The sequence below is a fragment of the Micromonospora sp. U21 genome (assembly GCF_018070045.1).
Classification (GTDB): Bacteria; Actinomycetota; Actinomycetes; order Mycobacteriales; family Micromonosporaceae; genus Micromonospora.
The window spans coordinates 242782-263776 of sequence record NZ_JAGPYK010000009.1; the positions used below are offsets into that span (position 1 = coordinate 242782).

At 73.0% G+C, this 20995-nt stretch carries 20 protein-coding genes; 11 read left to right on the top strand and 9 right to left on the bottom strand.

Annotated features, from left to right (window positions below; translation table 11 throughout):
* Positions 1 to 50: 50 nt before the first annotated feature.
* Positions 51 to 344, bottom strand: a complete 294-nt coding sequence (locus KBX63_RS15365; RefSeq protein ID WP_210911814.1) for an antibiotic biosynthesis monooxygenase — start codon at positions 342 to 344, stop codon at positions 51 to 53.
* A 483-nt stretch (positions 345 to 827) separates the two neighbouring features.
* On the opposite strand from KBX63_RS15365, the gene KBX63_RS15370 reads away from it, so the two are divergent.
* Positions 828 to 1826 (top strand): TerC family protein, encoded by a 999-nt coding sequence (locus tag KBX63_RS15370; RefSeq protein ID WP_210911816.1) that lies wholly within the window; start codon positions 828 to 830, stop codon positions 1824 to 1826.
* 37 nt (positions 1827 to 1863) lie between these two features.
* Here the strand turns inward: KBX63_RS15370 and KBX63_RS15375 are convergent, their stop codons facing one another.
* Positions 1864 to 2781 (bottom strand): NlpC/P60 family protein, encoded by a 918-nt coding sequence (locus tag KBX63_RS15375; protein WP_210911818.1) that lies wholly within the window; start codon positions 2779 to 2781, stop codon positions 1864 to 1866.
* 58 nt (positions 2782 to 2839) lie between these two features.
* The gene (locus tag KBX63_RS15380; protein WP_210911821.1) at positions 2840 to 3937 is read right to left on the bottom strand and encodes a mandelate racemase/muconate lactonizing enzyme family protein; all 1098 of its coding nucleotides are present in this window, start codon (positions 3935 to 3937) and stop codon (positions 2840 to 2842) included.
* 44 nt (positions 3938 to 3981) lie between these two features.
* Here KBX63_RS15380 and KBX63_RS15385 point away from each other — a divergent pair, with 44 nt between their 5' ends.
* Positions 3982 to 4779 (top strand): tyrosine-protein phosphatase, encoded by a 798-nt coding sequence (locus KBX63_RS15385; RefSeq protein WP_210911823.1) that lies wholly within the window; start codon positions 3982 to 3984, stop codon positions 4777 to 4779.
* A gap of 90 nt (positions 4780 to 4869) precedes the next feature.
* On the opposite strand, the gene KBX63_RS15390 is transcribed toward KBX63_RS15385, so the two are convergent.
* Both KBX63_RS15390 and typA read right to left on the bottom strand, forming a co-directional pair.
* Positions 4870 to 5721 carry a serine hydrolase gene (locus KBX63_RS15390; RefSeq protein WP_210911825.1) on the bottom strand — a complete coding sequence of 284 codons (852 nt, stop codon included), beginning with the start codon at positions 5719 to 5721 and terminating at the stop codon, positions 4870 to 4872.
* 118 nt (positions 5722 to 5839) lie between these two features.
* On the bottom strand, positions 5840 to 7708 hold the full coding sequence (gene typA, locus KBX63_RS15395) for a translational GTPase TypA (protein WP_210911831.1): 1869 nt from the start codon (positions 7706 to 7708) through the stop codon (positions 5840 to 5842).
* Between the two features lie 133 nt (positions 7709 to 7841).
* Between typA and KBX63_RS15400 the strand changes: the two genes are divergently transcribed.
* The gene (locus KBX63_RS15400) at positions 7842 to 9260 is read left to right on the top strand and encodes a DedA family protein (protein WP_210911833.1); all 1419 of its coding nucleotides are present in this window, start codon (positions 7842 to 7844) and stop codon (positions 9258 to 9260) included.
* A gap of 33 nt (positions 9261 to 9293) precedes the next feature.
* Complete coding sequence (locus tag KBX63_RS15405; protein WP_210911845.1) at positions 9294 to 10178, top strand: lytic transglycosylase domain-containing protein; 885 nt, start codon at positions 9294 to 9296, stop codon at positions 10176 to 10178.
* Positions 10179 to 10191: 13 nt separating this feature from the next.
* Here KBX63_RS15405 and KBX63_RS15410 read toward each other — a convergent pair whose 3' ends face one another.
* Positions 10192 to 12318, bottom strand: coding sequence for an efflux RND transporter permease subunit (locus KBX63_RS15410; RefSeq protein WP_210911847.1), 2127 nt, complete (start codon positions 12316 to 12318; stop codon positions 10192 to 10194).
* Positions 12319 to 12444: 126 nt separating this feature from the next.
* Here KBX63_RS15410 and KBX63_RS15415 point away from each other — a divergent pair, with 126 nt between their 5' ends.
* The 5 genes from KBX63_RS15415 to KBX63_RS15435 all read left to right on the top strand — a co-directional run bounded on the left by KBX63_RS15415 (position 12445) and on the right by KBX63_RS15435 (position 17542).
* Positions 12445 to 12960 carry a MarR family winged helix-turn-helix transcriptional regulator gene (locus KBX63_RS15415; protein ID WP_210911922.1) on the top strand — a complete coding sequence of 172 codons (516 nt, stop codon included), beginning with the start codon at positions 12445 to 12447 and terminating at the stop codon, positions 12958 to 12960.
* Between the two features lie 3 nt (positions 12961 to 12963).
* On the top strand, positions 12964 to 14640 hold the full coding sequence (locus KBX63_RS15420; protein WP_210911854.1) for a CocE/NonD family hydrolase: 1677 nt from the start codon (positions 12964 to 12966) through the stop codon (positions 14638 to 14640).
* A gap of 173 nt (positions 14641 to 14813) precedes the next feature.
* Positions 14814 to 15602, top strand: a complete 789-nt coding sequence (locus KBX63_RS15425; protein WP_210911856.1) for a hypothetical protein — start codon at positions 14814 to 14816, stop codon at positions 15600 to 15602.
* 87 nt (positions 15603 to 15689) lie between these two features.
* On the top strand, positions 15690 to 16265 hold the full coding sequence (locus KBX63_RS15430) for a helix-turn-helix transcriptional regulator (protein ID WP_210911858.1): 576 nt from the start codon (positions 15690 to 15692) through the stop codon (positions 16263 to 16265).
* Complete coding sequence (locus KBX63_RS15435) at positions 16262 to 17542, top strand: MFS transporter (RefSeq protein ID WP_210911860.1); 1281 nt, start codon at positions 16262 to 16264, stop codon at positions 17540 to 17542. Before KBX63_RS15430 ends, KBX63_RS15435 begins: the two co-directional genes overlap by 4 nt.
* A 48-nt stretch (positions 17543 to 17590) precedes the next feature.
* Here KBX63_RS15435 and KBX63_RS15440 read toward each other — a convergent pair whose 3' ends face one another.
* A complete protein-coding gene (locus KBX63_RS15440; protein WP_007462771.1) occupies positions 17591 to 17794 on the bottom strand; it encodes a cold-shock protein in 204 nt (67 codons plus the stop codon).
* Between the two features lie 181 nt (positions 17795 to 17975).
* On the opposite strand from KBX63_RS15440, the gene KBX63_RS15445 reads away from it, so the two are divergent.
* Together KBX63_RS15445 and KBX63_RS15450 are read left to right on the top strand one after the other, a co-directional pair.
* A complete protein-coding gene (locus KBX63_RS15445) occupies positions 17976 to 18671 on the top strand; it encodes a methyltransferase (RefSeq protein WP_210911862.1) in 696 nt (231 codons plus the stop codon).
* A gap of 102 nt (positions 18672 to 18773) precedes the next feature.
* Entirely contained in the window at positions 18774 to 19394 is a 621-nt protein-coding gene (locus tag KBX63_RS15450; protein WP_210911864.1) for a DedA family protein, read from the top strand.
* Positions 19395 to 19482: 88 nt separating this feature from the next.
* Here KBX63_RS15450 and KBX63_RS15455 read toward each other — a convergent pair whose 3' ends face one another.
* Both KBX63_RS15455 and KBX63_RS15460 read right to left on the bottom strand, forming a co-directional pair.
* Positions 19483 to 20136 carry an MBL fold metallo-hydrolase gene (locus KBX63_RS15455; RefSeq protein WP_210911866.1) on the bottom strand — a complete coding sequence of 218 codons (654 nt, stop codon included), beginning with the start codon at positions 20134 to 20136 and terminating at the stop codon, positions 19483 to 19485.
* 7 nt (positions 20137 to 20143) lie between these two features.
* Positions 20144 to 20860 (bottom strand): maleylpyruvate isomerase family mycothiol-dependent enzyme, encoded by a 717-nt coding sequence (locus KBX63_RS15460; protein WP_210911868.1) that lies wholly within the window; start codon positions 20858 to 20860, stop codon positions 20144 to 20146.
* Positions 20861 to 20995 lie beyond the last annotated feature (135 nt).

Genomic DNA, 20995 nt, shown 5'->3' on the forward strand with positions numbered 1-20995 from the left:
CGGCCGGCGCGTGCGGTGGGCACGGTAACCGCGGGGTACGACAGCTCCGCTCAGGCCGGTACGTCGATGAAGTGCTCGACCAGGGGCGGCCCGGCGAAATGCGGCCCGAGCAGCTCGCGCCACTGCGTGAACCGGTCGGTGGCCCGGAAGTTCTCCTCGTGCGCCTCGACCGAGTCCCACTCGACCAGCAGCACGAACCGGGTCGGGGACTCGATCCCCCGGGTCATCCGCACCGACCGGCAGCCGGGTGCCCCGGCGAGCACCGGGTGGCCCTGGGCGTACGCGGCGGCGAACGCGTCCTCGTGTCCGGGCAGTACGTCGATCAGCGCGACCTCAAGCACCATGTCGGAGAGCCTCCCACGACGGGTCGCCCGGGCGGCGTCGTGGGGTCTGTTCCGGTGCCGGTGGTGGCCCCAGGGTGACGCTGTGCTGATCGACTGGCTCACCGGCACCCGCGTTCCAGCTGGCCGGCACCGGCACCACCTGGGCGGAGCCGCGCTAGCCTCCTAGGACGCACTAGGGGATGGGTCGGACGATATTCCCGGCTGACGGGTGGGCGGCGACACCGGTTGCCCGGGGTGCGATCACACCGCGTGGTGGGGAAGAATGGTCATCGAGGAGGGGAGTATTCCCTCGCGACGGAGTCGTCAGCACGGTCGATCGCCAGAACGTCGGCGGCCCCGACCCGGCCCGTCGGTCGCCGTCCCGCTCGCGGGAGGTGGCGGAAGAGACCTCCGACAGTCACCAGAGTGAGCGTCAGCGGCACACCGGCCCCTCCGAGGGCGTACGGTGTGCCCGACGCCGCGTGTCTGCCGGAGGAATGAACGTTGGACGTGTCCGGATTGGTGTGGGCGGTAACGCTCGTCGCACTGACTGCGGTTCTGCTCGTCGACCTGTTGATCATCGGTCGGCGCCCGCACGAGCCGAGTGTGCGCGAGTCGAGCCTCTGGGTCGCCTTCTACGTCGGCCTGGCCCTGCTCTTCGGCGCCGGTCTCTGGCTGACCTCCGGGGCGAGCGCGGCCGGGCAGTTTTACACCGGCTGGCTCACCGAGTACAGCCTCTCGGTGGACAATCTCTTCGTCTTCGTGATCATCATGGCCCGCTTCGGGGTGCCCCGGCAGTACCAGCAGAAGGTGCTGCTGGTCGGCATCGTGCTGGCACTGGTGATGCGTGGTGGATTCATCGCCGCCGGTGCCGCGCTGATCTCGCAGTTCTCCTGGGTCTTCTACATCTTCGGCGCCTTTTTGATCTACACGGCGGTCAACCTGGCCCGGCAGGGTGAGCCGAACGAGGACGAGTTCTCGGAGAACCTGCTGATCCGGTGGAGCCGCAAGGCGCTGCCGATCTCCAAGGACTACGACGGCGCGAAGCTCACCACCCACTCGGCCGGCCGACGGCTCTTCACCCCGATGCTGATCGTCATGATCGCGATCGGCACCACCGACCTGATCTTCGCTCTGGACTCGATCCCGGCGATCTTCGGTATCACCCAGGAGCCGTACCTGGTCTTCACCGCGAACGTCTTCGCGCTGATGGGCCTGCGGCAGCTCTACTTCCTGCTCGGTGGCCTGCTGGACCGGCTGATCTACCTGAGCTACGGGCTGGCCGTGGTGCTCGGCTTCATCGGGGTCAAGCTGGTGCTGGAGGCTCTGGCCGACAACAACCTGCCGTTCATCAACGGCGGGGAGCACGTGGGGTGGGCACCGCACATCCCGATCTGGCTCTCCCTGCTGGTCATCCTCGGCACCCTGCTGATCGCCACGGTCGCCAGCCTGATGAAGTCCGCCCGCGACCGACACCGCGAACTGGCCGAGGCTCGGCGCTGACCCGCCGCCGGCCGGGCGCGGGGACGCGCCCGGCCGGTCAGACCCGGTGCGCGCCGACCAGGGTGGCGGTCCGCTCGGCCGGCAGCGGCTCCTCCACCACCCGCCGCCGCCGGTAGCAGGCGTGCAGCATCCGCCGGTTCTCGTGGTCGCCGGGGACGGCGGTGACGATGCCGATGTGGTGGATCTTCCGGCCGGGGCGGGCGAAGAAGTAGAGGTCGCCGGGGCGCTCCTGGCCCAGTGGCAGCGGGGTGGTCGCCTGAGCCTGGTCGTCGGCGTCGCGGGGCAGCAGCACCCCGAAGCGGCGCCAGGCCAGGTGCACCAGGCCCGAGCAGTCGATGCCGTACGCGGAGAGCCCACCCCAGACGTAGACCACGTGCAGCAGCCGCTGCGCCACCGCGAGCGCGTCGGCGGCGCTGGGCGACCCGGCCGGCGCGGAGGTGAGCTGACCGTCGGGCAGCCACAGCGGCGCGGCTTGACCGGGGACGTGCACCGGCTGCCAGCCGTCGTGCACCGGGCCGGCCGGGACGAGTCGGGTGCCGACGACCACGCCGGGCAGCACGACCGGCCCGTTCGGCGCGGAACGCAGCCCGGTGACCGTGGCGTCGACCACCAGGGGGTGGCCGGTGACAGCCGGGTCGACGGGGGCCAGCTGGTCGACGGGCAACCAGCCCGGGTAGCCGCGCGGGTCCAGCTTGGCGGCCGGTTGCTCGACGGCGACCACCCGCGCCCAGCCGTCCGGGCGCAGCTCGCTGATGAGCACCCGCTCACCCAGCAGCAGCTGGCTCAGCACGCAGTCGCCGACCTGTTGGTCGGTGTCCAGGCCCGAGACCCAGGTCGGGATGTCGGCGCGCGCGGTCAGCGCCGGCTGATCCACCGGGCGGACCGCCTCGGGGGAGGTCCACAGCGTCGCCACCGCGACCCGGACGACGGCCTCGCGGCCCGGCTGCAGCTCCACGTCAACCCCCAGCTCGTGCCCGCTGTCCCTGGAACCCTATGAAAGAAACCAACGATCATCAACCGCGGGGCTGCATCTTTGCTTCAGCCAGGCCCGAGATGCCCAGGCCGGGAGCGTCCGGCAGCACCACGGTGGCGCCCTCGTAGCGGAGCCCTCCGTGCACCGGTGACCAGGCCAGCCACCAGGCGGCGTCCAGGTCGGCGACGGCGGTGGTGCCGTACGCGCCGACCAGGCTCGCCGCCGCGCCGATGCCGACCTGCGTCTCCATCATCGACCCGACCACCGTGCCCAGCCCGTGCGCGGCGGCCAGCTCCAGCAGGGTGCGCGCCGGTTGCAACCCGCCGCACTTGGCCAGCTTGACGTTGACCAGGTCGGCGGCCCGACGACGGATCACCTCCACCAGGTCACGGACCCCGAAGACCGCCTCGTCGGCCAGGATCGGCACGGACACCCGGTCGCTGACCCACGCCAGCCCGTCCAGGTCCCAGCGGGGCACCGGCTGCTCCACCAGCTCCACGTCGAGCCCGGCGTCCTCGATGCCGCGGATGACCCGCACCGCCTCCCGGGGCGTCCAGCCCTGGTTGGCGTCGAGCCGGATCCGAACCCCGGCACCGACGGCCGAGCGGACCGCCCGGACCCGGTCCAGGTCGCCGGCCGCGTCGGTGCCGACCTTGAGCTTGAGCACGCCGAAACCGTCAGCCTGTCGCTGCCGCGCGGCCGCCGCCAGGTCCGCCGCGTCGCCAGCGGCCAGCGTGACGTCCGTGGGCACCCGCAGCGTGGTGCCGCCGAGCAACCGCACCAGGGGTACGCCCAACCGCCGGGCGGCCAGGTCGTGCAGGGCGACGTCCACCGCGGCCTTCGCCGCCTCGTTGTCGACCACCGCGCGCTGGACCTCGGCGCAGCGGGCCACCAGGTCGTCCGGGTCGCGCCCGGTGAGCAGCGGCCCGAGCAGCTCCCGCACGCACGCCTGAGCGCCACCGACCGACGCGCCGGTGACCTGCCAGACCTGCGGCGCCTCGCCGAAGCCGGACCTGCCGTCGGCGTCGACCAGCTCGACGACCAGAGTGTCCACCGTGGTGGTCCGGCGCAACGCGGTGACGAACGGGGTGTGTAAGGGGGCGGAAACCCGGTGGGTGCGTACCGCCGAGATCGTCATGTGCGGCACCCTATACGTAGGCACGCGGCGGGAGGGGACACCGGATGACCGGGCGGGACTGGGAGATGGTGGGCGCGCCGAACGCGCGTGACCTGGGCGGCCTCGTCGGCGCCGATGGCCGGAGGGTGCGCGCCGGGCGGCTGATCCGGACCCCGGCGCTGGGCCGGCTCACCGACGAGGACCTGCCGGTGCTCGCGAAGCTGGGCCCGGCCTGTGTGGTCGACCTGCGTGACGGCTCGGAGATCGCGGTGGCCCCGACGGACCGGCTGGCCGGCGAGCCCCGGGTGGTGCACCTGCCGGTGCACGACCCGGAGCACCCGGTCTTCACGTACGTCTCGGCGGTGCTGCTCGGCCACGACCTGGACGCGTACGCCGAGCTGGCCCGGCAGGGCACGGCGGGGGCGATGGCGGAGATCTACCGGTGGTTCGTGACGGGCGAGTCGGCGCGGGTCGGCTTCGCCGAGGCCGTGCGGTTGGCCGCCGCGCCGGAAAACCTGCCGCTGGTCTACCACTGCTCCGCCGGCAAGGACCGGACCGGCTGGCTCACCGTCATCCTGCTGACCGCGCTCGGGGTGGACGAGGCCGCGATCCGCGCCGAGTACCTGCGCAACAACGCGCTCACCGACAGCCTGCGTGCGGTGATCGTGGAGGCGATGCGGCGCCGCCAGCCCGAGCTGGACGTCGACGCGGTGCTGCCGGTGCTGGAGGTCCGCCCGGAGTACCTCGACGCCGGCTACCAGGAGGTGCGCCGGGTGCACGGCCCGTTCGACGGCTACCTGCGCGACGGGCTCGGGCTGACCGACGAGACCCTCATGGCGCTGCGGGCACAGCTGCTGGAGTGAGCGTCGATCTAGGGCATATCGTCGTGCTCATAGATCGATACACGGTGATAAGCCCTAGATCGACGCGTCGGCGCGTCGGCGGGTGCTGCGTCAGAGTTGGTGGCGGGTGGCCCAGACCTGTGCCGAGACGTGGGCGATCAGCCGGCAGGCGTCGTCCTCGCCGCTGGCGCCGCCGTCGGCCAGGTCGGTGGTGGTGCAGACGGCGATCACGTACGGCGGGGCGTCGTCGGGCAGGACCACCCCGGCGCCGTGCCGGACGCCGCGTACCCAACCGTTCTTGTGCGCGATCCGGGTGCCCTCGGGCAGGCCGGCGGCCAGGTCCTCGCGGTGCTCCTGGGCGAGCAGCACGTCCAGCATGGCCGCGCAGCCGGCCGGCGAGGCGAGCCTGCCGGGGCTGGCGGACCCGGTGGCCAGCGCGCCGAGCAGGGCGGCCAGGTCGTGGGCGGTGACCAGGTTCGTGATGCCGGCCTCGCGGGCGGCGAAGTCCTCGATGCCGCGGCCCGTGATGCTGTGCCGGGCTCCGGCCAGCGCCCACACCTCGGCCACCGACGGCAGCCCGACGTGGCCGATGACCAGGTTGGTGGCCAGGTTGCTGGACCGCACGATCATCCGGTCGGCGAGCCAGCGCAGCGGCGCGGTGCCGCCCACCCGCTCCCAGACCGCGTCGTCGTTGTCGTAGTGCTGCGCGCAGGAGAACCGGGGTGCGCCCGGCTGGGCCGAGTCGAACTCGTTGATCACCGGGATAGGGGCGTCCAGCTCCAGCGTGCCGGCCTCGGCGGCGCGGTGCAGCGCGGCGAGCACCGCCGCCTTCATGGTGCTGGCGGCGTAGTGGGCGGCGTCGGCATGGCGGGTCCAGGTCGGCGGCGCGTCGAGACGGCCCACGTACGCCGAGACGGTGCCGGGCACCCGGTCCAGGTGGGCGTCGAGATCATCCCAGGTCATGCCGGTGACCGTAGCGGATCACCGGCGGGCCGACCGGGCAGGCCCGCGTACCCCGCCGGAAAGCGGACGGGCGCGCCGACCGCAAGCGGTCGACGCGCCCGGTGCCGGGTGCTGTAGGTCAGCCGGCGTGCTTGCGGCGGGCGGCGGCCCGACCACGCAGCTGCTGGTCGAGCACGACCTTGCGGATGCGCACCGCGGTCGGGGTGACCTCGACGCACTCGTCCTCACGGCAGAACTCGAGCGCCTGCTCCAGCGACAGCTTGCGCGGCGGGATCAGCTTCTCGGTCTCGTCGGAGGTCGACGCCCGCATGTTGGTGAGCTTCTTCTCCTTGGTGATGTTGACGTCCATGTCGTCGGAGCGGGAGTTCTCGCCGACGATCATGCCCTCGTACACCTCGGTGGTCGGCTCGACGAAGAGCTGGCCACGCTCCTGCAGGTTGATCATCGCGAAGGCGGTGACCGCGCCGGACCGGTCGGCGACCAGGGAGCCGTTGTTACGGGTACGCAGCTCGCCGAACCACGGCTCGTAGGACTCGAAGACGTGGTGCAGGATGCCGGTGCCCCGGGTGTCGGTCAGGAACTCGGTGCGGAAGCCGATCAGGCCGCGCGCCGGGACCAGCCACTCCATCCGGATCCAGCCGGTGCCGTGGTTGACCAGCTGCTCCATCCGGCCCTTGCGGGTGGCCAGCAGCTGGGTGATCGCGCCGAGGTACTCCTCGGGCGCGTCGATGGTCAGCCGCTCGACCGGCTCGCAGGTCTTGCCGTCGATCTCGCGGGTGACGACCTGCGGCTTGCCGACGGTCAGCTCGTAGCTCTCCCGGCGCATCTGCTCGACCAGGATGGCCAGCGCCAGCTCACCGCGGCCCTGCACCTCCCAGGCGTCCGGCCGTTCGGTGGGGAGCACCCGCAGGGACACGTTGCCGATCAGCTCCTTGTCGAGCCGGTCCTTGACCATCCGCGCGGTGACCTTGGAGCCCTTGACCCGGCCTACCAGCGGCGAGGTGTTGGTGCCGATGGTCATCGAGATGGCCGGCTCGTCGACGGTGATCAGCGGCAGCGGCACCGGGTTCTCCGCGTCGGCCAGCGTCTCACCGATCATGATCTCGGAGATGCCGGCGACCGCGATGATGTCGCCCGGACCGGCCGACTCGGCCGGCTTGCGCTCCAGGCCCTCGGTCATCAGCATCTCGGAGATGCGGACCCGCTGGGTGCTGCCGTCGGTGCGGCACCAGGCCACCGTCTGACCCTTGCTGATCGTGCCCTGGCGGACCCGGCACAGCGCCAGCCGGCCGAGGAACGGCGAGGCGTCGAGGTTGGTGACGTGCGCCTGCAGCGGCGCGCCGTCCTCGTACGCGGGCGGCGGGATGGTGTCCAGCAGGGTGCGGAACAGCGGCTCCAGCGAGGTGCTGTCGTCCGGCACGGAACCGTCCGCGGGCTGGGTCAGCGAGGCGATGCCGTCGCGGGCGCAGGCGTAGATGATCGGGAAGTCGATCTGCTCCTCGTCGGCGTCCAGGTCGAGGAAGAGCTCGTAGGTGTCGTCCACGACCTCCTTGATCCGGGCGTCGGGGCGGTCCACCTTGTTGATCACCAGGATGATCGGCAGCCGTGCGCGGAGCGCCTTGCGCAGCACGAAGCGGGTCTGCGGCAGCGGGCCCTCGCTCGCGTCGACCAGCAGCACCACCCCGTCGACCATGGTCAGGCCGCGCTCGACCTCGCCACCGAAGTCGGCGTGGCCGGGGGTGTCGATGATGTTGATGGTGACCGGGTCGGAGCCATCCGCCGGCAGGTAGCGCACGCCGGTGTTCTTGGCCAGGATGGTGATGCCCTTCTCCCGTTCCAAGTCCCCCGAGTCCATCACCCGCTCGGTCGTCTCACCGCGGGCGCCGTACGCGCCGGCCTGCCGCAACATGGCGTCGACCAGGGTGGTCTTGCCGTGGTCGACGTGAGCGATGATGGCGACGTTGCGGAGGTCGGTGCGAAGCTGCATACCCTCTATCCTTCCGCCTGCGCTCGCGCAGGCTGCGTCGGGGTCACCCCCAGGTGCCCCTGATCTCTGGTGAAACTGCTGTCCGGGTCGTTCCCCCGGCTGGCATGCTGGCTCCCGTGTCCCGGGGGCCTGAGTGCACGATCTGCTGACCACGGTGCAGGGTCTGCCCACCCTGTGGATCTACCTGGTCGCCGCGCTGATCGTGGCGGGCGAGACCGCGGTGATCTTCGGCCTGCTCGTGCCGGGTGAGGCTACCCTGCTGCTCGTCGGCTTCCTCACCTACAACGGTACCTTGCGGCTGGGCCCGGCGTTGCTCGCGATGATCGTCGCCGCGGTCCTCGGTGACGCGCTGGCGTTCCGCGCCGGCCGGCGGTACGGCTCGCGGCTGCGTGCCGGGCTGGGCCACCGGGTCGGGCCCGAGCGGTGGGGCCGGGCCGACGCCATGCTCGCCCGGCTCGGCGGGCGGGGCGTGTTCGCCGCCCGCTGGGTGGCCTTCGCCCGCACCCTGGTGCCCCGACTGGCCGGCGCGGCCGGCATGCCGTACCGGCGGTTCGCGCCGTGGAACCTGGCCGGCGTGGTCACCTGGGTGGGCGGTTCGGTGCTGCTCGGTCACGTCGCCGGTGAGTCGTACGACACGGTCTCCCGGTTGCTCGGCCGGGCCACCGGCGCGGTGCTGGTGCTGCTGGCCGGCCTGTTGGGGGTGGTGCTCGCCAGCCGGTGGCTGGGCCGTAATCCCGATCCGGTCCGGGCGCTGCTCTCCCGGGCCGGCGCACTGCCGCCGGTGCGCTGGCTCGGCGCCCGCTACGGGGTGCTGTTCTTCCTGGTGGCCATGCGGATCGGGCCGGCCTGGACGCTGCTGCTCAACCTCGCCGCCGGGCTGCTGCTGCTCTTCGCCGCCGGGCTCGCCATCGCCGGCCTGCTCGCCGTGGTGGTGCGCAACAGCGGGCTGGCCGCGCTGGACGGGGCGATCGGGGGCTGGTTCGCCGCCCGGCGGACCCCGGACGCCGCCGACGCCACCCTGGCCCTGGTGTCCGTGGCGCGGGGGTGGGTGCTGATCGTTCTGGTGGCGGTGGTGGCGGCGGTGCTGGCGTGGCGGAACCGGCCCTGGCGGGCCGACCTGCTCAGCGTGGTCGGCACGGTGGGCGCGTTCGTGCCGCTGCTCGTGCTGGCCGTGGTGGCCGAGCTGACCGGGTCACCGGGAGCCGGCCCGGGCGGCGGCGAGGCGGTCCCGTTCCCGACCCAGAACGCGGTGGTCGCGGCGAGCTTCTGCACCCTCGCCTGGCTGGTGTCCCGCAGCGCCCGCTGGCCGGTGGCGGTGGCCGCCTGGACGGCCGCCGCCGCAGGGGTGCTCGGGGTCGGCGGCGCGCGGCTCTACCTCGGGTTGGACACGGCGAGCGGGACCGCGGCGGCGGTGCTGCTCGGGGTGCTCTGGACGGTGGTGTTCATGGTCGCCTGGGCCACCCGGGACCGGGCGGTGGGGGAGCGGGAGCAGCCGGAGGACCCGGTCCGGCCGCCGTCGCAGGGGCCTCGCCGCCCGGTCGAACCTTGCTAGGGTGCGACGACGGTCACACGGGGGAGTAACGGCATGCGTGGACGGATCGGTCGGGTGGGCGCTGTGGTGCTCGCCGGGCTCCTGTTGGCGGGCACGGTGGTCGGCTGCGCCGACCGGGGGGAGCGCCCGCGGGGCGAGGCCGCGCCGGTCGCGGTCACCGAGGCGCCGACGGACGCCCCGGTCGACGAGGCCGCCGTGGAGCCGGGCCCGTCGGTGAGCGGGGTGGAGTCGATGGGTGCCGCGCCGAGCCGCAGCGCGTCCCCCACCCCGAAGCCGACGAAGAAGCCGACCCGCGCGTCCGGGCCGGCGACGAAGCCGCGCCCGGTGGCGAAGCCGCCCACCGAGACCAAGGTCCCGCCGGCGCCGCCGAAGCCGGCACCGACCTCCTGTAAGCCCAGCTACAAGGGCGCCCAGGCGACCCGGGCCGAGGCGAAGGCGGCGCTGGCCGACGCGGCCGCCCGCATCTACTGGCCGACCTCCGCGCCGAGCATCAAGATCCCGCTCGACCTCGTCAAGGCCACCGCCTGGCAGGAGAGCGGCTGGCAGTCCAACATCTACGCCTGCGACGGCGGCGTCGGGCTGATGCAGGTGATGCCGGGCACCGCGACCTGGATGAACCAGCGGTTCGAGCAGAGCTACGAGCTCGACGACTACCGGGACAACGCGTACCTGGGGGCCAACTACCTGGCCTGGCTGACCAAGTACATCGGCGACATGTACTTCGAGTCCGACTTCCGGCTCGACGCCGGCCTGTGCACCTCCGAGCTGAACTCCTGCCTGCTCAACGCGGTGATCGCCGCGTACAACTTCGGGCACGGGGCGGTGGCGCAGGAGGGGAGGTCGCTCACGATCCCCAACCCGTCCTACGTGCGCAACGTGCGCGCGCTGATGACCGAATGCGTCTGTCTGGGGTACTGAGCGAGCCGATCGGTCAGTCGCGGGCGGTGACCGGCTCGGGCGGCACCGGGGTGTCCGCCGGGCGCTCGCGCACTATCCGGCTGGGCCACCAGAAACGGTCGCCGAGCATGAACGCCAGCGCCGGCACCAGGACCGTGCGGACCAGCAGGGTGTCCAGCAGGACGCCCATGCAGACGATGATGCCGATCTGGGTCAGCGTGATCAGCGGCAGCACGCCGAGGACGGCGAAGACCGCGGCGAGCAGCACGCCGGCGCTCGTGATCACCCCGCCGGTGACCCGCAGCGCGGAGAGCATCCCGTCCCGCGTGCCCGCGCTGCCGGCGTCCTCCCGGGCTCGGGTGACCAGGAAGATGTTGTAGTCCACGCCGAGCGCCACCAGAAACACGAAGGCGAGCAGCAGCACACCGCTGTCCAGTGCCGGGAAGCCGAGCACGTGGTCGAAGAGCAGCCATGCCGCGCCCAGGCTGGCGAAGAACGACGCGATCACGGTGAGCACGAGCAGCACCGGTGCGAGCAGGCCGCGCAGCAGGAGCACGAGCACCGCGCCGACCAGCAACAGGATGATCGGCAGGATCAACCGCAGATCCTGGTCGTTGGCCTCCTCGGAGTCGTAGCTGGCGGCCACGGTGCCGCCGACGATCGCCCCGGACGGCGCCTCGGCGCCGTCGACCGCGGGCGGGGCGGAGTCGGGGACCGCGGCGACCGCGTCGCGCAGCGCCTCGATCGTGCGGTCGGAGGCGGTGGTGCCGGGTTCGGCGTCCAGCACCACGTCGACCTGGGCGACGGCCTGGCCGGAGTCGCCGGGGCGAGCCGAGGCGACCCCGGGAACGGTGGAGGCGACCTCGGTGACCGCCCGCACCGCCGCCGGGGTGGTGAGCACGGCCACCGGCTGGGTGGCGCCCGCGGGGAACGCCCGGGCCAGGGTCTGCGCGCCGGTCACCGCCTCCGGCTCGACCCGGAACTGTTCGGTCTCAGACAGGCCGGTGCGGATCCCGAGCCCGCCCAGCGCGAGGCCGGCGAGGAGCAGCGTGGCCAGCACCGCGACCGGTGCCGGGCGGCGTTCCACGGCGCTGCCGAGCCGGCCCCAGAGCCGGCCCTCGCGGACCGGGCCGCCGACCCGGGGTACGAACGGCCAGAACAGGCCGCGTCCGAGGAGCACCAGCACGGCGGGAAGCACGAACAGCGCCGAGAGCATCGCGAAGACCACCCCGGTGGCGCAGGCCACGGCCAGTGCCCGGTTGGTTTCCTGCTCACTGAGCAGCAGGGTGAGGACGCCGAGCACTACGGTGCCGCCGCTGGCCAGCACGGGCTCGGCGGTCCGGCGCAGCGCGGCGCGCATCGCCGCGTACCGGTCCTCGTCGCGGCGCAGCTCCTCGCGGTAGCGGGCGATGAGCAGTAGCGCGTAGTCGGTCGCGGCGCCGAAGACCAGCACGCTGGCGATGCCGGTGACCTGGCCCTGCTGGAGGTTGATGCCGACGGCCGGCACGATCGTGTCCACCGCGCGCAGGGTGAGCTGCTCGGTCGCCGCGACCACGACCAGCGGCACGATCCACAGGAATGGGCTGCGGTAGGTGATCAGCAGCAGCAGCGCGACCACGGCGGCGGTCACCGCGAGCAGGGTGACGTCGGCGCCCTCGAAGACCGAGGAGAGGTCGGCGGTGAAGGCGGGCGCCCCGGTCACCTCGACGGTGAGCCCCTCGGGCAGGTCGGCCAGCGCGGCGCGCAGCCGCGCGACCGTCTCGGTGACCTCGTCCTGTCCGCCGCCGGTGCTGAGCGGCACGGCGACCAGTGCCACCGTGCCGTCCGGGGAGACCTGCGTCGGGCTGACCTGCCCGCCGACCGCGAAGCGGCTCAGGTCGCCGGAGCGGGCGGCGACGGCGGCCCGGTCGGCCTCGCTCAGCGCGCCGCCGTCGCCGCGGCTGATCACCACGATGGCCGGCTGGACCTCGCTGGACGGAAGCTGGTCCTGCAACCGCTGCACCTGAGTCGACTGCCACTGCACGGACAGGCCGGTGGCGGAGACGGGCGCCGGGTTGTCCGGCCGGGGCAGCCCGAAGACGGTCGCGCCGACGACGATCGCGGCGGCCACGGTGAGCCATGCGGCCAACCGGCCGCGGGCGACTCTGGTGAAGGCGGACATCAGGGTGACCTCGGAGCCTCTCGATTGGAGAGTATCTTGATAGCCGAGATTATCGACGGCTGTTCTATGCTGCAACCCGAGGGACCGACGACGGGAAAGAAGTGGCGCGCGGTGGTGACTCACGGCATGTACCGGCGGCGCGACACGCGCCGGGAGCAGCTGGTCGCGGAGATCACCAACAACCTTCGGCGGTACGCGGTGGACGCCCAGCACGTCGGCCACGCCTTCGCCAACCTGCACGGGCTCAACCCGACCGACCTGAACGCGCTGCTCGCGGTGATGGACGCCGAGATCCTCGGTGACCCGATCACCCCCGGCCGCCTCGGTGAACAGCTCAACCTCTCCTCCGGCTCGGTCACCGCCCTGATCGACCGGCTGGAACGAGCCGGCCACATCCGCCGGGACCGGGACACCGCCGACCGGCGCAAGGTGCTGCTGCACTACGCCGACCAGGGGGCTGCCCTGGCCATGGAGTTCTTCCAGCCGCTGGGCGTCCGCACCGACTCGGTGATGGCCGAGTTCGACGAGGACGAGCTGGAGACTGTGCACCGGTTCATGGCGCGGATGAGCGACTCGCTGCGCGCGCACCGCGACGCCGTGCGCGCCGCCCGGCCCGACTCGCCCCGCCGCCCGACGGGCTGACCGGTGCCGGACCGGCTCGTCGCCCGCCTCGCCGGCGCCGCGCTACGGCTTCCCGCGACCCGCCCCGGCCCGGTGCGGGTCACCCACGACATCCCGCTCCGGGCCCGCGACGGCGTGGTGCTGCGCACCGACCACTACGCCCCGGGCGTCCCGGACGCGCCCACCGTCCTGATCCGCACCCCGTACGGGCGGGGCGGGCCGCTGCGCCTGCTCGGCCGGCTGCTCGCCGCCCGCGGGCGGCACGCCGTGATCCAGTCCTGCCGGGGCACCGGCGGCTCCGGTGGGACGTTCGCTCCGCTGGTGCACGAGCGCGACGACGGGGTGGACACCCTGGACTGGCTGCGCCGCCAGCCGTGGTGGTCCGGCGCGCTCGGCATGTTCGGTGTCAGCTACCAGGGCTTCGCGCAGTGGGCGCTGGCCGCCGACGCCGGCGACGACCTGCGCGCGATGGTCGCGGTGGTGACCGCCTCGGCCACCCGGGATTCGACGTACGCGGGGGAGTCGTTCGCCCTGGACACCGTGCTGACCTGGGCGGAGCTGCTGCACGCGCAGACCGTGCCGTGGCTGGCCCGGCAGCGGGAGCTCAAGCGCGGGCAGCCCCGGCTGGCCGCCGCGCTGGAGCACCTGCCGCTGGCGGGATCGGACCGGGTGGCCACCGGGGTGACGATCCCGTTCTTCCAGGAGTGGCTGCACCACCACATCCCGGACGCCGCGTACTGGCGGACCCGGGTCTTCGCCGACCGGGTGGCCCGGGTGCGGGCGCCGGTGATCATGGTCACCGGCTGGCACGACATCTTTCTGCCCGCCCAGCTCGACGACCACGCCACCCTGCGCGCCGCCGGTGCCCGTCCACGCCTGGTCATCGGCCCCTGGACGCACGGCAGCCCGGGCCTGTTCGTGGCCGCCCTGCGGGAGGGGTTGGCCTGGCTCGACGAGCACCTGACCGGGCAGGCCCAGGCGGGCGAGCGACCCCGCCACGGCGGGCGGTCCGGGTCGGCGCCGGTGCGGCTGTACGTGGGCGGCTCCGGGAGTGGTTGGCGGGACCTGGCGGACTGGCCGCCGCCGGCGGTCGACACCGCGTGGCACCTGCATCCGGGTGGCGAGCTGGCGGTGCGCCCGCCGGTCCCCTCGCCGGCGGACGAGTTCCGGTACGACCCGGCCGACCCCACCCCGTCGCTCGGCGGGCCACTGCTGGTGGCGCAGCGGGCCGGCCCGGTGGACAACCGGAGCGTCGAGGCCCGCCCCGACGTGCTGACGTACACCAGCGCCCCGCTGGCCCGGCCGATCGAGGTGATCGGCCCGGTGCACGCCGAGATCCACGTCCGCAGTGAACTCGCGCACCTGGACGTGTTCGTCCGACTGTGTGATGTGGACCGTCGTGGTCGTTCGTGGAACGTGTGCGACGGGCTGGTCCGGGTCGCGCCCGGGCGGTTCCCGGCTGATCCGTCCGGGGTGCACCGGGTCCCGGTGCCGCTCTGGCCGACGGCGTACCGGTTCGCCGCCGGGCACCGTCTGCGGGTGCAGGTCGCCGGTGGCGCCCATCCCCGCTGGGCGCGCAACCCGGGTACCGGCGAACCCCTCGGTACGGCTGTGACTCTGCGTGCCGGGTGGCGGCAGGTTCTGCACGACCCCACGTACCCCTCGGCGCTGCGGTTACCGACCGTCCACTCTGGCTCCTAACGATCTCCACGGTGAACAGATCCCCTCTGAGCTGGGCATTAGCGGTTGATGCGGGCTATCGTTGGGTCAACGCCCGGCGCTGTGCACCAGTAGGCCGGGCTCGTCCGTAGCCCCGCACCGCGTACGCGGTGTGACGTCGTGCCCGGCCCCCGCCCATCGGAAAGGGGGACCCCATGACCCGGGCCCCGGCGAACTTGTTGGCCGTGCGCACCCTGCTGCTGACCCACCTCGACAACGCACCCGGACCGGACGATCTGGAGCCGGCGGAGGTCGGCATCGTCGGCGATCCGGCGCACCGGGGCGGCTACCACTGCGGATCGGACCGGGTGGTCACCAACGACTACTCGGTGGTGGAGTCACCCCGGGACCGGGCCGGTCTGACCCTGGACGCGGCCGCGTTGGACGTCGGCGGCTTCGAGGTCCGCGCCGGTGGCCGGACGCACACCCTGTCCAGCTTCTCGCTCTGGTGCGTGGGGCAGTGCGTCGCGAACGCGGCCGACACGCGGGACATCCGCGAGATCATCTACAGCCCCGACGGAAGCGCCGTACGGCGGTGGGACCGGCTCGGCAAGCGCACCAGCGGCGACAGCTCGCACCGCTGGCACACCCACTTCAGCTTCTTTCGTGACGCCATCAAGGCCGGCCGCGACCAGACGCCCCTGTTCCGCCGTTACCTGACCACCACTGGACTCCTGGAGGACGACATGCCACTGACCGACGACGACGTGCGCAAGATCTGGACGTGGGACCTGCAGAACGGCCCCGGCACCGACGAGGCGTACCGGGTGCTGAACCGCACCGCCGCCATGGTGGCGCAACTCGCCGGCAAAGACGTCACCGACGAGCAGGCGATCATCGCGGGCGTGCTGGCCGGCCTGACCCCGGAGAAGATCGCCGCCGCCATCCCGCCCACCATGGCCAAGCAGGTCGCCGACGAGTTGGCCCGCCGGCTGGCCGCCTGAGCCACCGGGCCGGCCGCGCCTGATCCGCAACGGTAGTTACGCAATAGATGTTGCGTAACTGCTGTTGTGGATGGCAGGCTGGGTGGCATGGAGAGCCCCGACGTACGCCAGGTCACCGACTCGCGGGTGCTGGCCGCCATGGCCCACCCGCTGCGCCGCCGGCTGATGGACGTGCTCAAGGTGTACGGCCCCTCGACCGTCGGCGCGCTCGCCGAGCGCACCGACCAGGCGCCCGCGAACGTCAGCCACCACCTCAAGGTGCTCGGCGCCGCCGAGCTGGTCACCGAGGCCCCCGAGCTGGCCCGGGACCGGCGCGAGCGGTGGTGGCGGCTGGTGTCCCGGGGGATCAGCTGGTCCACCACCGACTTCGACGCCGACCCGGGCGCCCGGGCGGTCTTCGACGCCGCCACGTCGCTCAACCTGGACCGGCACGTCACCCTGGCCCGGGCCTGGCACGCCGCCGACGAGCCAGCGCAGGCCGCCTGGGACGACGCGCCGTTCTCCACCGACCGCTGGCTGCACCTCACGCCCGACGAGTTGGCCGAGCTGAGCCGCGAAATGATCGACCTGCTGGCCCGCTGGGCGGACCGGGAGGCGCCCGACGACGGCCGCGAACGCCAGCCGGTCTTCGTGTTCGTCCACGGCATTCCGGCCCGGCCGTGACCGCGGCCACCCGCGTCGACCCGAGCCTGGCTCGGCCCGCCGGCGGGCTGCTGCGGCACCGGGACTTCCGGCTGCTCTGGGCCGGCCAGGCGGTCAGCAGCGTCGGCAGCAACGTCACCACGGTCGCGCTGCCGCTGGTCGCGGTGGCGGTGCTCGACGCCGGCACCTTCCAGGTGGCGGTGCTCACCGCCGCCGCCTGGCTGCCGTGGCTGCTGATCGGCCTGCCGGCCGGCGCGTGGGTCGACCGGCTGCCGCGCCGGCCGGTGATGGTCGCCTGCGACCTGCTCTGCGCGGTGGCCTTCCTCAGCGTGCCGCTGGCCGCGGCTCTGGACCGGCTCACCGTCTGGCACCTGCTGCTGGTCGCGCTCGGCGCCGGCACCGCGCGGGTCTTCTTCGAGACCGCCAACCAGGTGTACCTGCCGGTGCTGCTCCGAGCCGATCAGCTGCCGGAGGGCAACGCCAAGCTGCACGCCACCCAGACCGTGAGCTACGTCGTCGGGCCCGGGCTCGCGGGCCTGATCGCCCAGCTCACCGGAGCGGTCGCCGCGCTGCTGCTGGACGCGCTGACCTTCCTGCTCTCCGCGGTCTTCCTGCTGCGGATCCGCACCGTCGAGCCGCACGCCCGCCGGATTGAGGAGTCCCGGTCGCTGCGCCGGGACATCGCCGAGGGGCTGCGCTTCGTCGTCCGCGACCCGTACCTGCGGGTGCTGACGGTCTTCGGCGCGGCCAGCAACATCGGGCTGACCGGCTACCAGGCCGTCCTCGTGGTCTTCCTGGTCCGCGAACTGCGGCTCGCGCCGGGCCTGGTGGGCGTCCTGATCGCGGTGATGAGCGCCGGGGGGATCGTGGGCGCGCTGCTGGCCACCGCGCTGGCCCGGCGCTGCGGCACCGCGCGGGCCCTGCTGCTCGGGGCGGCCCTCACCGGGCCGCCCGCGCTGCTCATCCCGCTGGCCGCGCCCGGTGTCGGGCTGGTCTGGCCGGCCCTTGGCGGGGTGCTGATCGGCCTCGGTGTGGCCATCGGCAACGTGGTCAAGGGCAGCTTCCGACAGACGTACACCCCGCACCACCTGCTTGGCCGGGTGACCGTGAGCATGCAGCTGCTCAACTTCGGCATCATTCCGCTGGCGGCTGTGCTGGCCGGTGCCATCGGCGTGCGCTACGGCGTCGGGACCGCGATCATGGTGATGACCGCCTGGTTGGCGCTCACCCCGTTGATTCTGTTGATCGGGCCGCTCCGGCGGCGGCGGGACCTGCCCGCCGCCCCGGCGGCGTCTTGAGTGCGCTGCAGCGGCGGCCGGAGACCGGCCGCCGCTACCGGCACGGAGCTACATCGGGCGGACGTTGTCCGCCTGCGGACCCTTCTGCCCCTGGGTCACCTCGAACTCGACCTTCTGGCCCTCGTTGAGCTCCCGGTAGCCGCTCGAGGCGATGGCGGAGTAGTGGACGAACACGTCCGGCCCTCCACCGTCCTGCTCGATGAAACCGAAGCCCTTTTCCGAGTTGAACCACTTAACCGTGCCGGTTGCCATGCATCTCTCCCTGTTCAAAGCGGCTGACCCTCGGCCTGTGGCCGATGATCGCCCGTACCTGTCCGACAGTAACGGGCGAAACGCGGATCCGCCGGCCGAAGTGCCGTAGGTCTTCGAGTGAAGTCGGGTGAACTCTGCGCGCCGGCACGTGAAACCCGCCCCGCCAGCCCTCCGCTGCGGCATGCTTGCGCCGATGAGGGGTGCCGCAGCCGCCGCGCTGTCCGAGCTGGAGCGCGAGATCGACGCGCCCGGCGGCGGCCTGGACCGGCTCCGGCTGGTGCCTACCCCGTTCGTGCCGGAGGTGCGGCTGCACCTGGCCGAGGACGCGATCGTCTGGTGGGCCCGGATGGAGGCGGCCGTCGGGCACGCCCTGCCGCCACCGTACTGGGCCTCCGCCTGGGCCGGGGGTCAGGCCCTGGCCCGCCACCTGCTGGACAATCCGGAGCTGGTGGCCGGCCAGCGGGTGCTCGACCTCGCCGCCGGTTCGGGGCTGGTGGCCATCGCCGCCGCGCTGGCCGGCGCGGCGAAGGTGGTCGCCAACGACATCGACCCGTACGCCGTCGCCGCCGTCACCGTCAACGCGCGGGCCAACCGGGTCGCCATCGCCGCCACGGGGGATGACCTGCTCGACAGCGCCGACACCGAGGCGGACCTGGTCGTCGCCGGGGACGTCTTCTACAGCCGCGCCATGGCCGACCGGATGCTGCCGTTCCTCCAGCGGGCCGCCGCCCGCGGGGCCGAGGTGCTGGTCGGCGATCCCGGCCGGGGGCACCTGCCGGCGGACCGCTTGACGGTGCTGGCCGACTATCCGGTGCCCACCACCGAACCCTCGGTCGACTCGTCGTTGCGCCGGGTGCAGGTGCTGCGACCCGCCTGAGGCCGGGGGCCGTCTCAGGGGCGACCCCGAGGCGGATACCAGGGGTCGGTGGGGGATGCGACCGGATGTCCACGGTGGTGCGGTGGTCATAGCGTACGGGGCATGACGCAATGGCTGGCTCAGGTCGGGGAACTGCCCATCCTTCTGCTGATGGGCACGCTCGGGCTGGTCATGCTCTTCGACGCCGTACCGCTGCTGGGTGTCCTGGTCCCCGGTGACGTGGCGATCCTGGCCGCGGTCGGGGTGGGCCGCCCGGCCACCGGGCTCGCCACCTTCACCGCGGTGCTGGTCGGCTGCCTGGCCGGTTGGTCGTTGAGCTTCCTGGTCGGTCGCCGGTACGGGGAGCGGCTGCGGCGCAGTCGGGTCGGCGACTGGATCGGCGAGGCGCGCTGGACGGCGGCGGAGGGGCTGCTGCGTCGTGGTGGGGGCCGGATGGTGGTGGTCGCGCCGTTCCTGCCGGTGTTCAACGCGCTGCTACCGCTGGCCGCCGGCGGGCTGCGGATGTCGTACCGGCGGTTCCTCGGCTGCGCGGCGCTCGGCGCGGCGGCCTGGGCCGGTCTCTACCTGGTGCTGGGCACCGCGTCCCGCTCACTGGCCGGGCTGCTGCCGGGAGAGTCCAGCCCGTTGCTGGTCACCATGGGGGTCGGGCTGGTGCTGGCCGCCGTGGTGCTGCTGGGCACCCGGCGCCGGCTGCGCGCGGTCACCGGGGCGCCGACGCCCTGACCGGTTCGGCCCGACGGCGGGTGCGGGGGTGCGCCCGAGCGGTCGGGTGGGTGGTGCGGGGCCGGCCGGGGGGCCGGCCCCGCCCGGGTCACCAGCCGCGGGCGCGCCACTGGGGCAGGGCCGGCCGTTCCGCGCCGAGCGTGCTGTCCTTGCCGTGACCGGGATAGAACCAGGTCTCGTCCGGCAGCCGGTCGAACAGCTTGTGCTCGACGTCGTCGATCAGCGCGGCGAAGCGCTCCGGGTCCTGGTCCGTGTTGCCCACGCCGCCTGGAAAGAGGCTGTCACCGGTGAAGAGGTGCGGGGTGCCGGCCGGGTCGCGGTAGAGCAGCGCGATCGAGCCCGGGGTGTGCCCCTTGATGTGGATGACCTCCAGCGCGCAGTCGCCGACCGGCACGGTGTCGCCGTCGGCGAGCCGCTCCGCCTCGACCGGCAGCCCGGCCGCGTCGTCGGCGTGCACCAGCGGCCGGGCGCCGGTCTTGGCGACGACCTCCTCCAGCGCCACCCAGTGGTCCATGTGCTGGTGGGTGGTCACCACGGCGGTCAGCCCGCCGTCGCCGATCAGGTCCAGCAGGCGGGGCGCCTCGTTGGCGGCGTCGATCAGCACCTGCTCGCCGGTGGCCGTGCAGCGCAGCAGGTAGGCGTTGTTGTCCATCGGGCCCACCGACAGCTTGCTGATGGTGAGCCCGCTCAGCTCCCGCACCGCCGGCGCGTCGCCGGGGGTGACGTCTCCGCTGTAAGTCATGAGGTGTCTATATCCATTCCGGTGGAGTAGGCAGGGGGCCGTCGGGAGTGACGGCGAGCGAGCCACCGCCGTCCCGGCCGATCAGCCAGGCGGCGAGTTCGGGGGCCGGACCGGCGATGACCGGTGCGTCCGCGGGCTCCCCGATCACCAGCTCGTGTCGGCTGCCGTCGAAGCGCAGCACCATCGACGGCGATTCCGGCCGGTCGCCGTGGTGCGCGGCCACCTCGTGCAGCAGCCGGTGGGCGAACGCCTCCGACCAGTCGCCGGGCCGGTAGTCGGCGGCCAGGTCGAGGTGGTGCACCTCGATCTCACGCAACCGGCCCCAGACGAGCAGCGCCGCGGGCCACGGGCCCCGGCGGGTCTGCACCGTCGCCGCCCACGCCTCGACCGGCATGGCCGCGACCGCCTCGGTGAACCGGTCCGCGCTACGCCGCAGGTCGTCCAGATGCTCGGCCGCTGGCCGGCCCGCGCCGGCCTCGATGTCCGACGCGCGGGCCTCCGGCGAGGCGTACATCGGCAGCGGCTCGCCGGTGCGGGCCGCGGTGAGCAGGTTGACGAAGCCGTCGGCGTTGCGCGCCAAATGCGCCAGCACGTGGCCGCGCGTCCAGCCCGGCAGCAGCGACGCGGCAGCCAGGCCCGCGCCGTCGAAGGAGGCCGCGGTACGCAGGAGTCGACTGGTGGCGTCGTCCACCTCGCCCATCAGCAGCAGCGGATCGGTCGTCACGCGTCGACCCTAGACGAGTAGTTCCGAAGTCAGGGGTCGATGTCTGGGCATGAAGAGAGGGCATCCAAGATCATGTTGTGACGCAAGACCTGGATACCCTCTTGACCGCACTGTACGTGAAGATCGACGACACCA

What these genes read in the sequence shown, in the direction of transcription:
- KBX63_RS15425 (WP_210911856.1), top strand. Translation starts at nt 14,814, where the DNA reads ATGACCCGGGCCCCGGCGAACTTGTTGGCCGTGCGCACCCTGCTGCTG.
- KBX63_RS15415 (WP_210911922.1), top strand. Translation starts at nt 12,445, where the DNA reads ATGTACCGGCGGCGCGACACGCGCCGGGAGCAGCTGGTCGCGGAGATC.
- KBX63_RS15430 (WP_210911858.1), top strand. Translation starts at nt 15,690, where the DNA reads ATGGAGAGCCCCGACGTACGCCAGGTCACCGACTCGCGGGTGCTGGCC.
- KBX63_RS15455 (WP_210911866.1), bottom strand. Translation starts at nt 20,136, where the DNA reads ATGACTTACAGCGGAGACGTCACCCCCGGCGACGCGCCGGCGGTGCGG.
- KBX63_RS15365 (WP_210911814.1), bottom strand. Translation starts at nt 344, where the DNA reads ATGGTGCTTGAGGTCGCGCTGATCGACGTACTGCCCGGACACGAGGAC.
- typA (WP_210911831.1), bottom strand. Translation starts at nt 7,708, where the DNA reads ATGCAGCTTCGCACCGACCTCCGCAACGTCGCCATCATCGCTCACGTC.
- KBX63_RS15440 (WP_007462771.1), bottom strand. Translation starts at nt 17,794, where the DNA reads ATGGCAACCGGCACGGTTAAGTGGTTCAACTCGGAAAAGGGCTTCGGT.
- KBX63_RS15410 (WP_210911847.1), bottom strand. Translation starts at nt 12,318, where the DNA reads ATGTCCGCCTTCACCAGAGTCGCCCGCGGCCGGTTGGCCGCATGGCTC.
- KBX63_RS15445 (WP_210911862.1), top strand. Translation starts at nt 17,976, where the DNA reads ATGCTTGCGCCGATGAGGGGTGCCGCAGCCGCCGCGCTGTCCGAGCTG.
- KBX63_RS15390 (WP_210911825.1), bottom strand. Translation starts at nt 5,721, where the DNA reads ATGACCTGGGATGATCTCGACGCCCACCTGGACCGGGTGCCCGGCACC.
- KBX63_RS15405 (WP_210911845.1), top strand. Translation starts at nt 9,294, where the DNA reads ATGCGTGGACGGATCGGTCGGGTGGGCGCTGTGGTGCTCGCCGGGCTC.
- KBX63_RS15385 (WP_210911823.1), top strand. Translation starts at nt 3,982, where the DNA reads ATGACCGGGCGGGACTGGGAGATGGTGGGCGCGCCGAACGCGCGTGAC.
- KBX63_RS15450 (WP_210911864.1), top strand. Translation starts at nt 18,774, where the DNA reads ATGACGCAATGGCTGGCTCAGGTCGGGGAACTGCCCATCCTTCTGCTG.
- KBX63_RS15380 (WP_210911821.1), bottom strand. Translation starts at nt 3,937, where the DNA reads ATGACGATCTCGGCGGTACGCACCCACCGGGTTTCCGCCCCCTTACAC.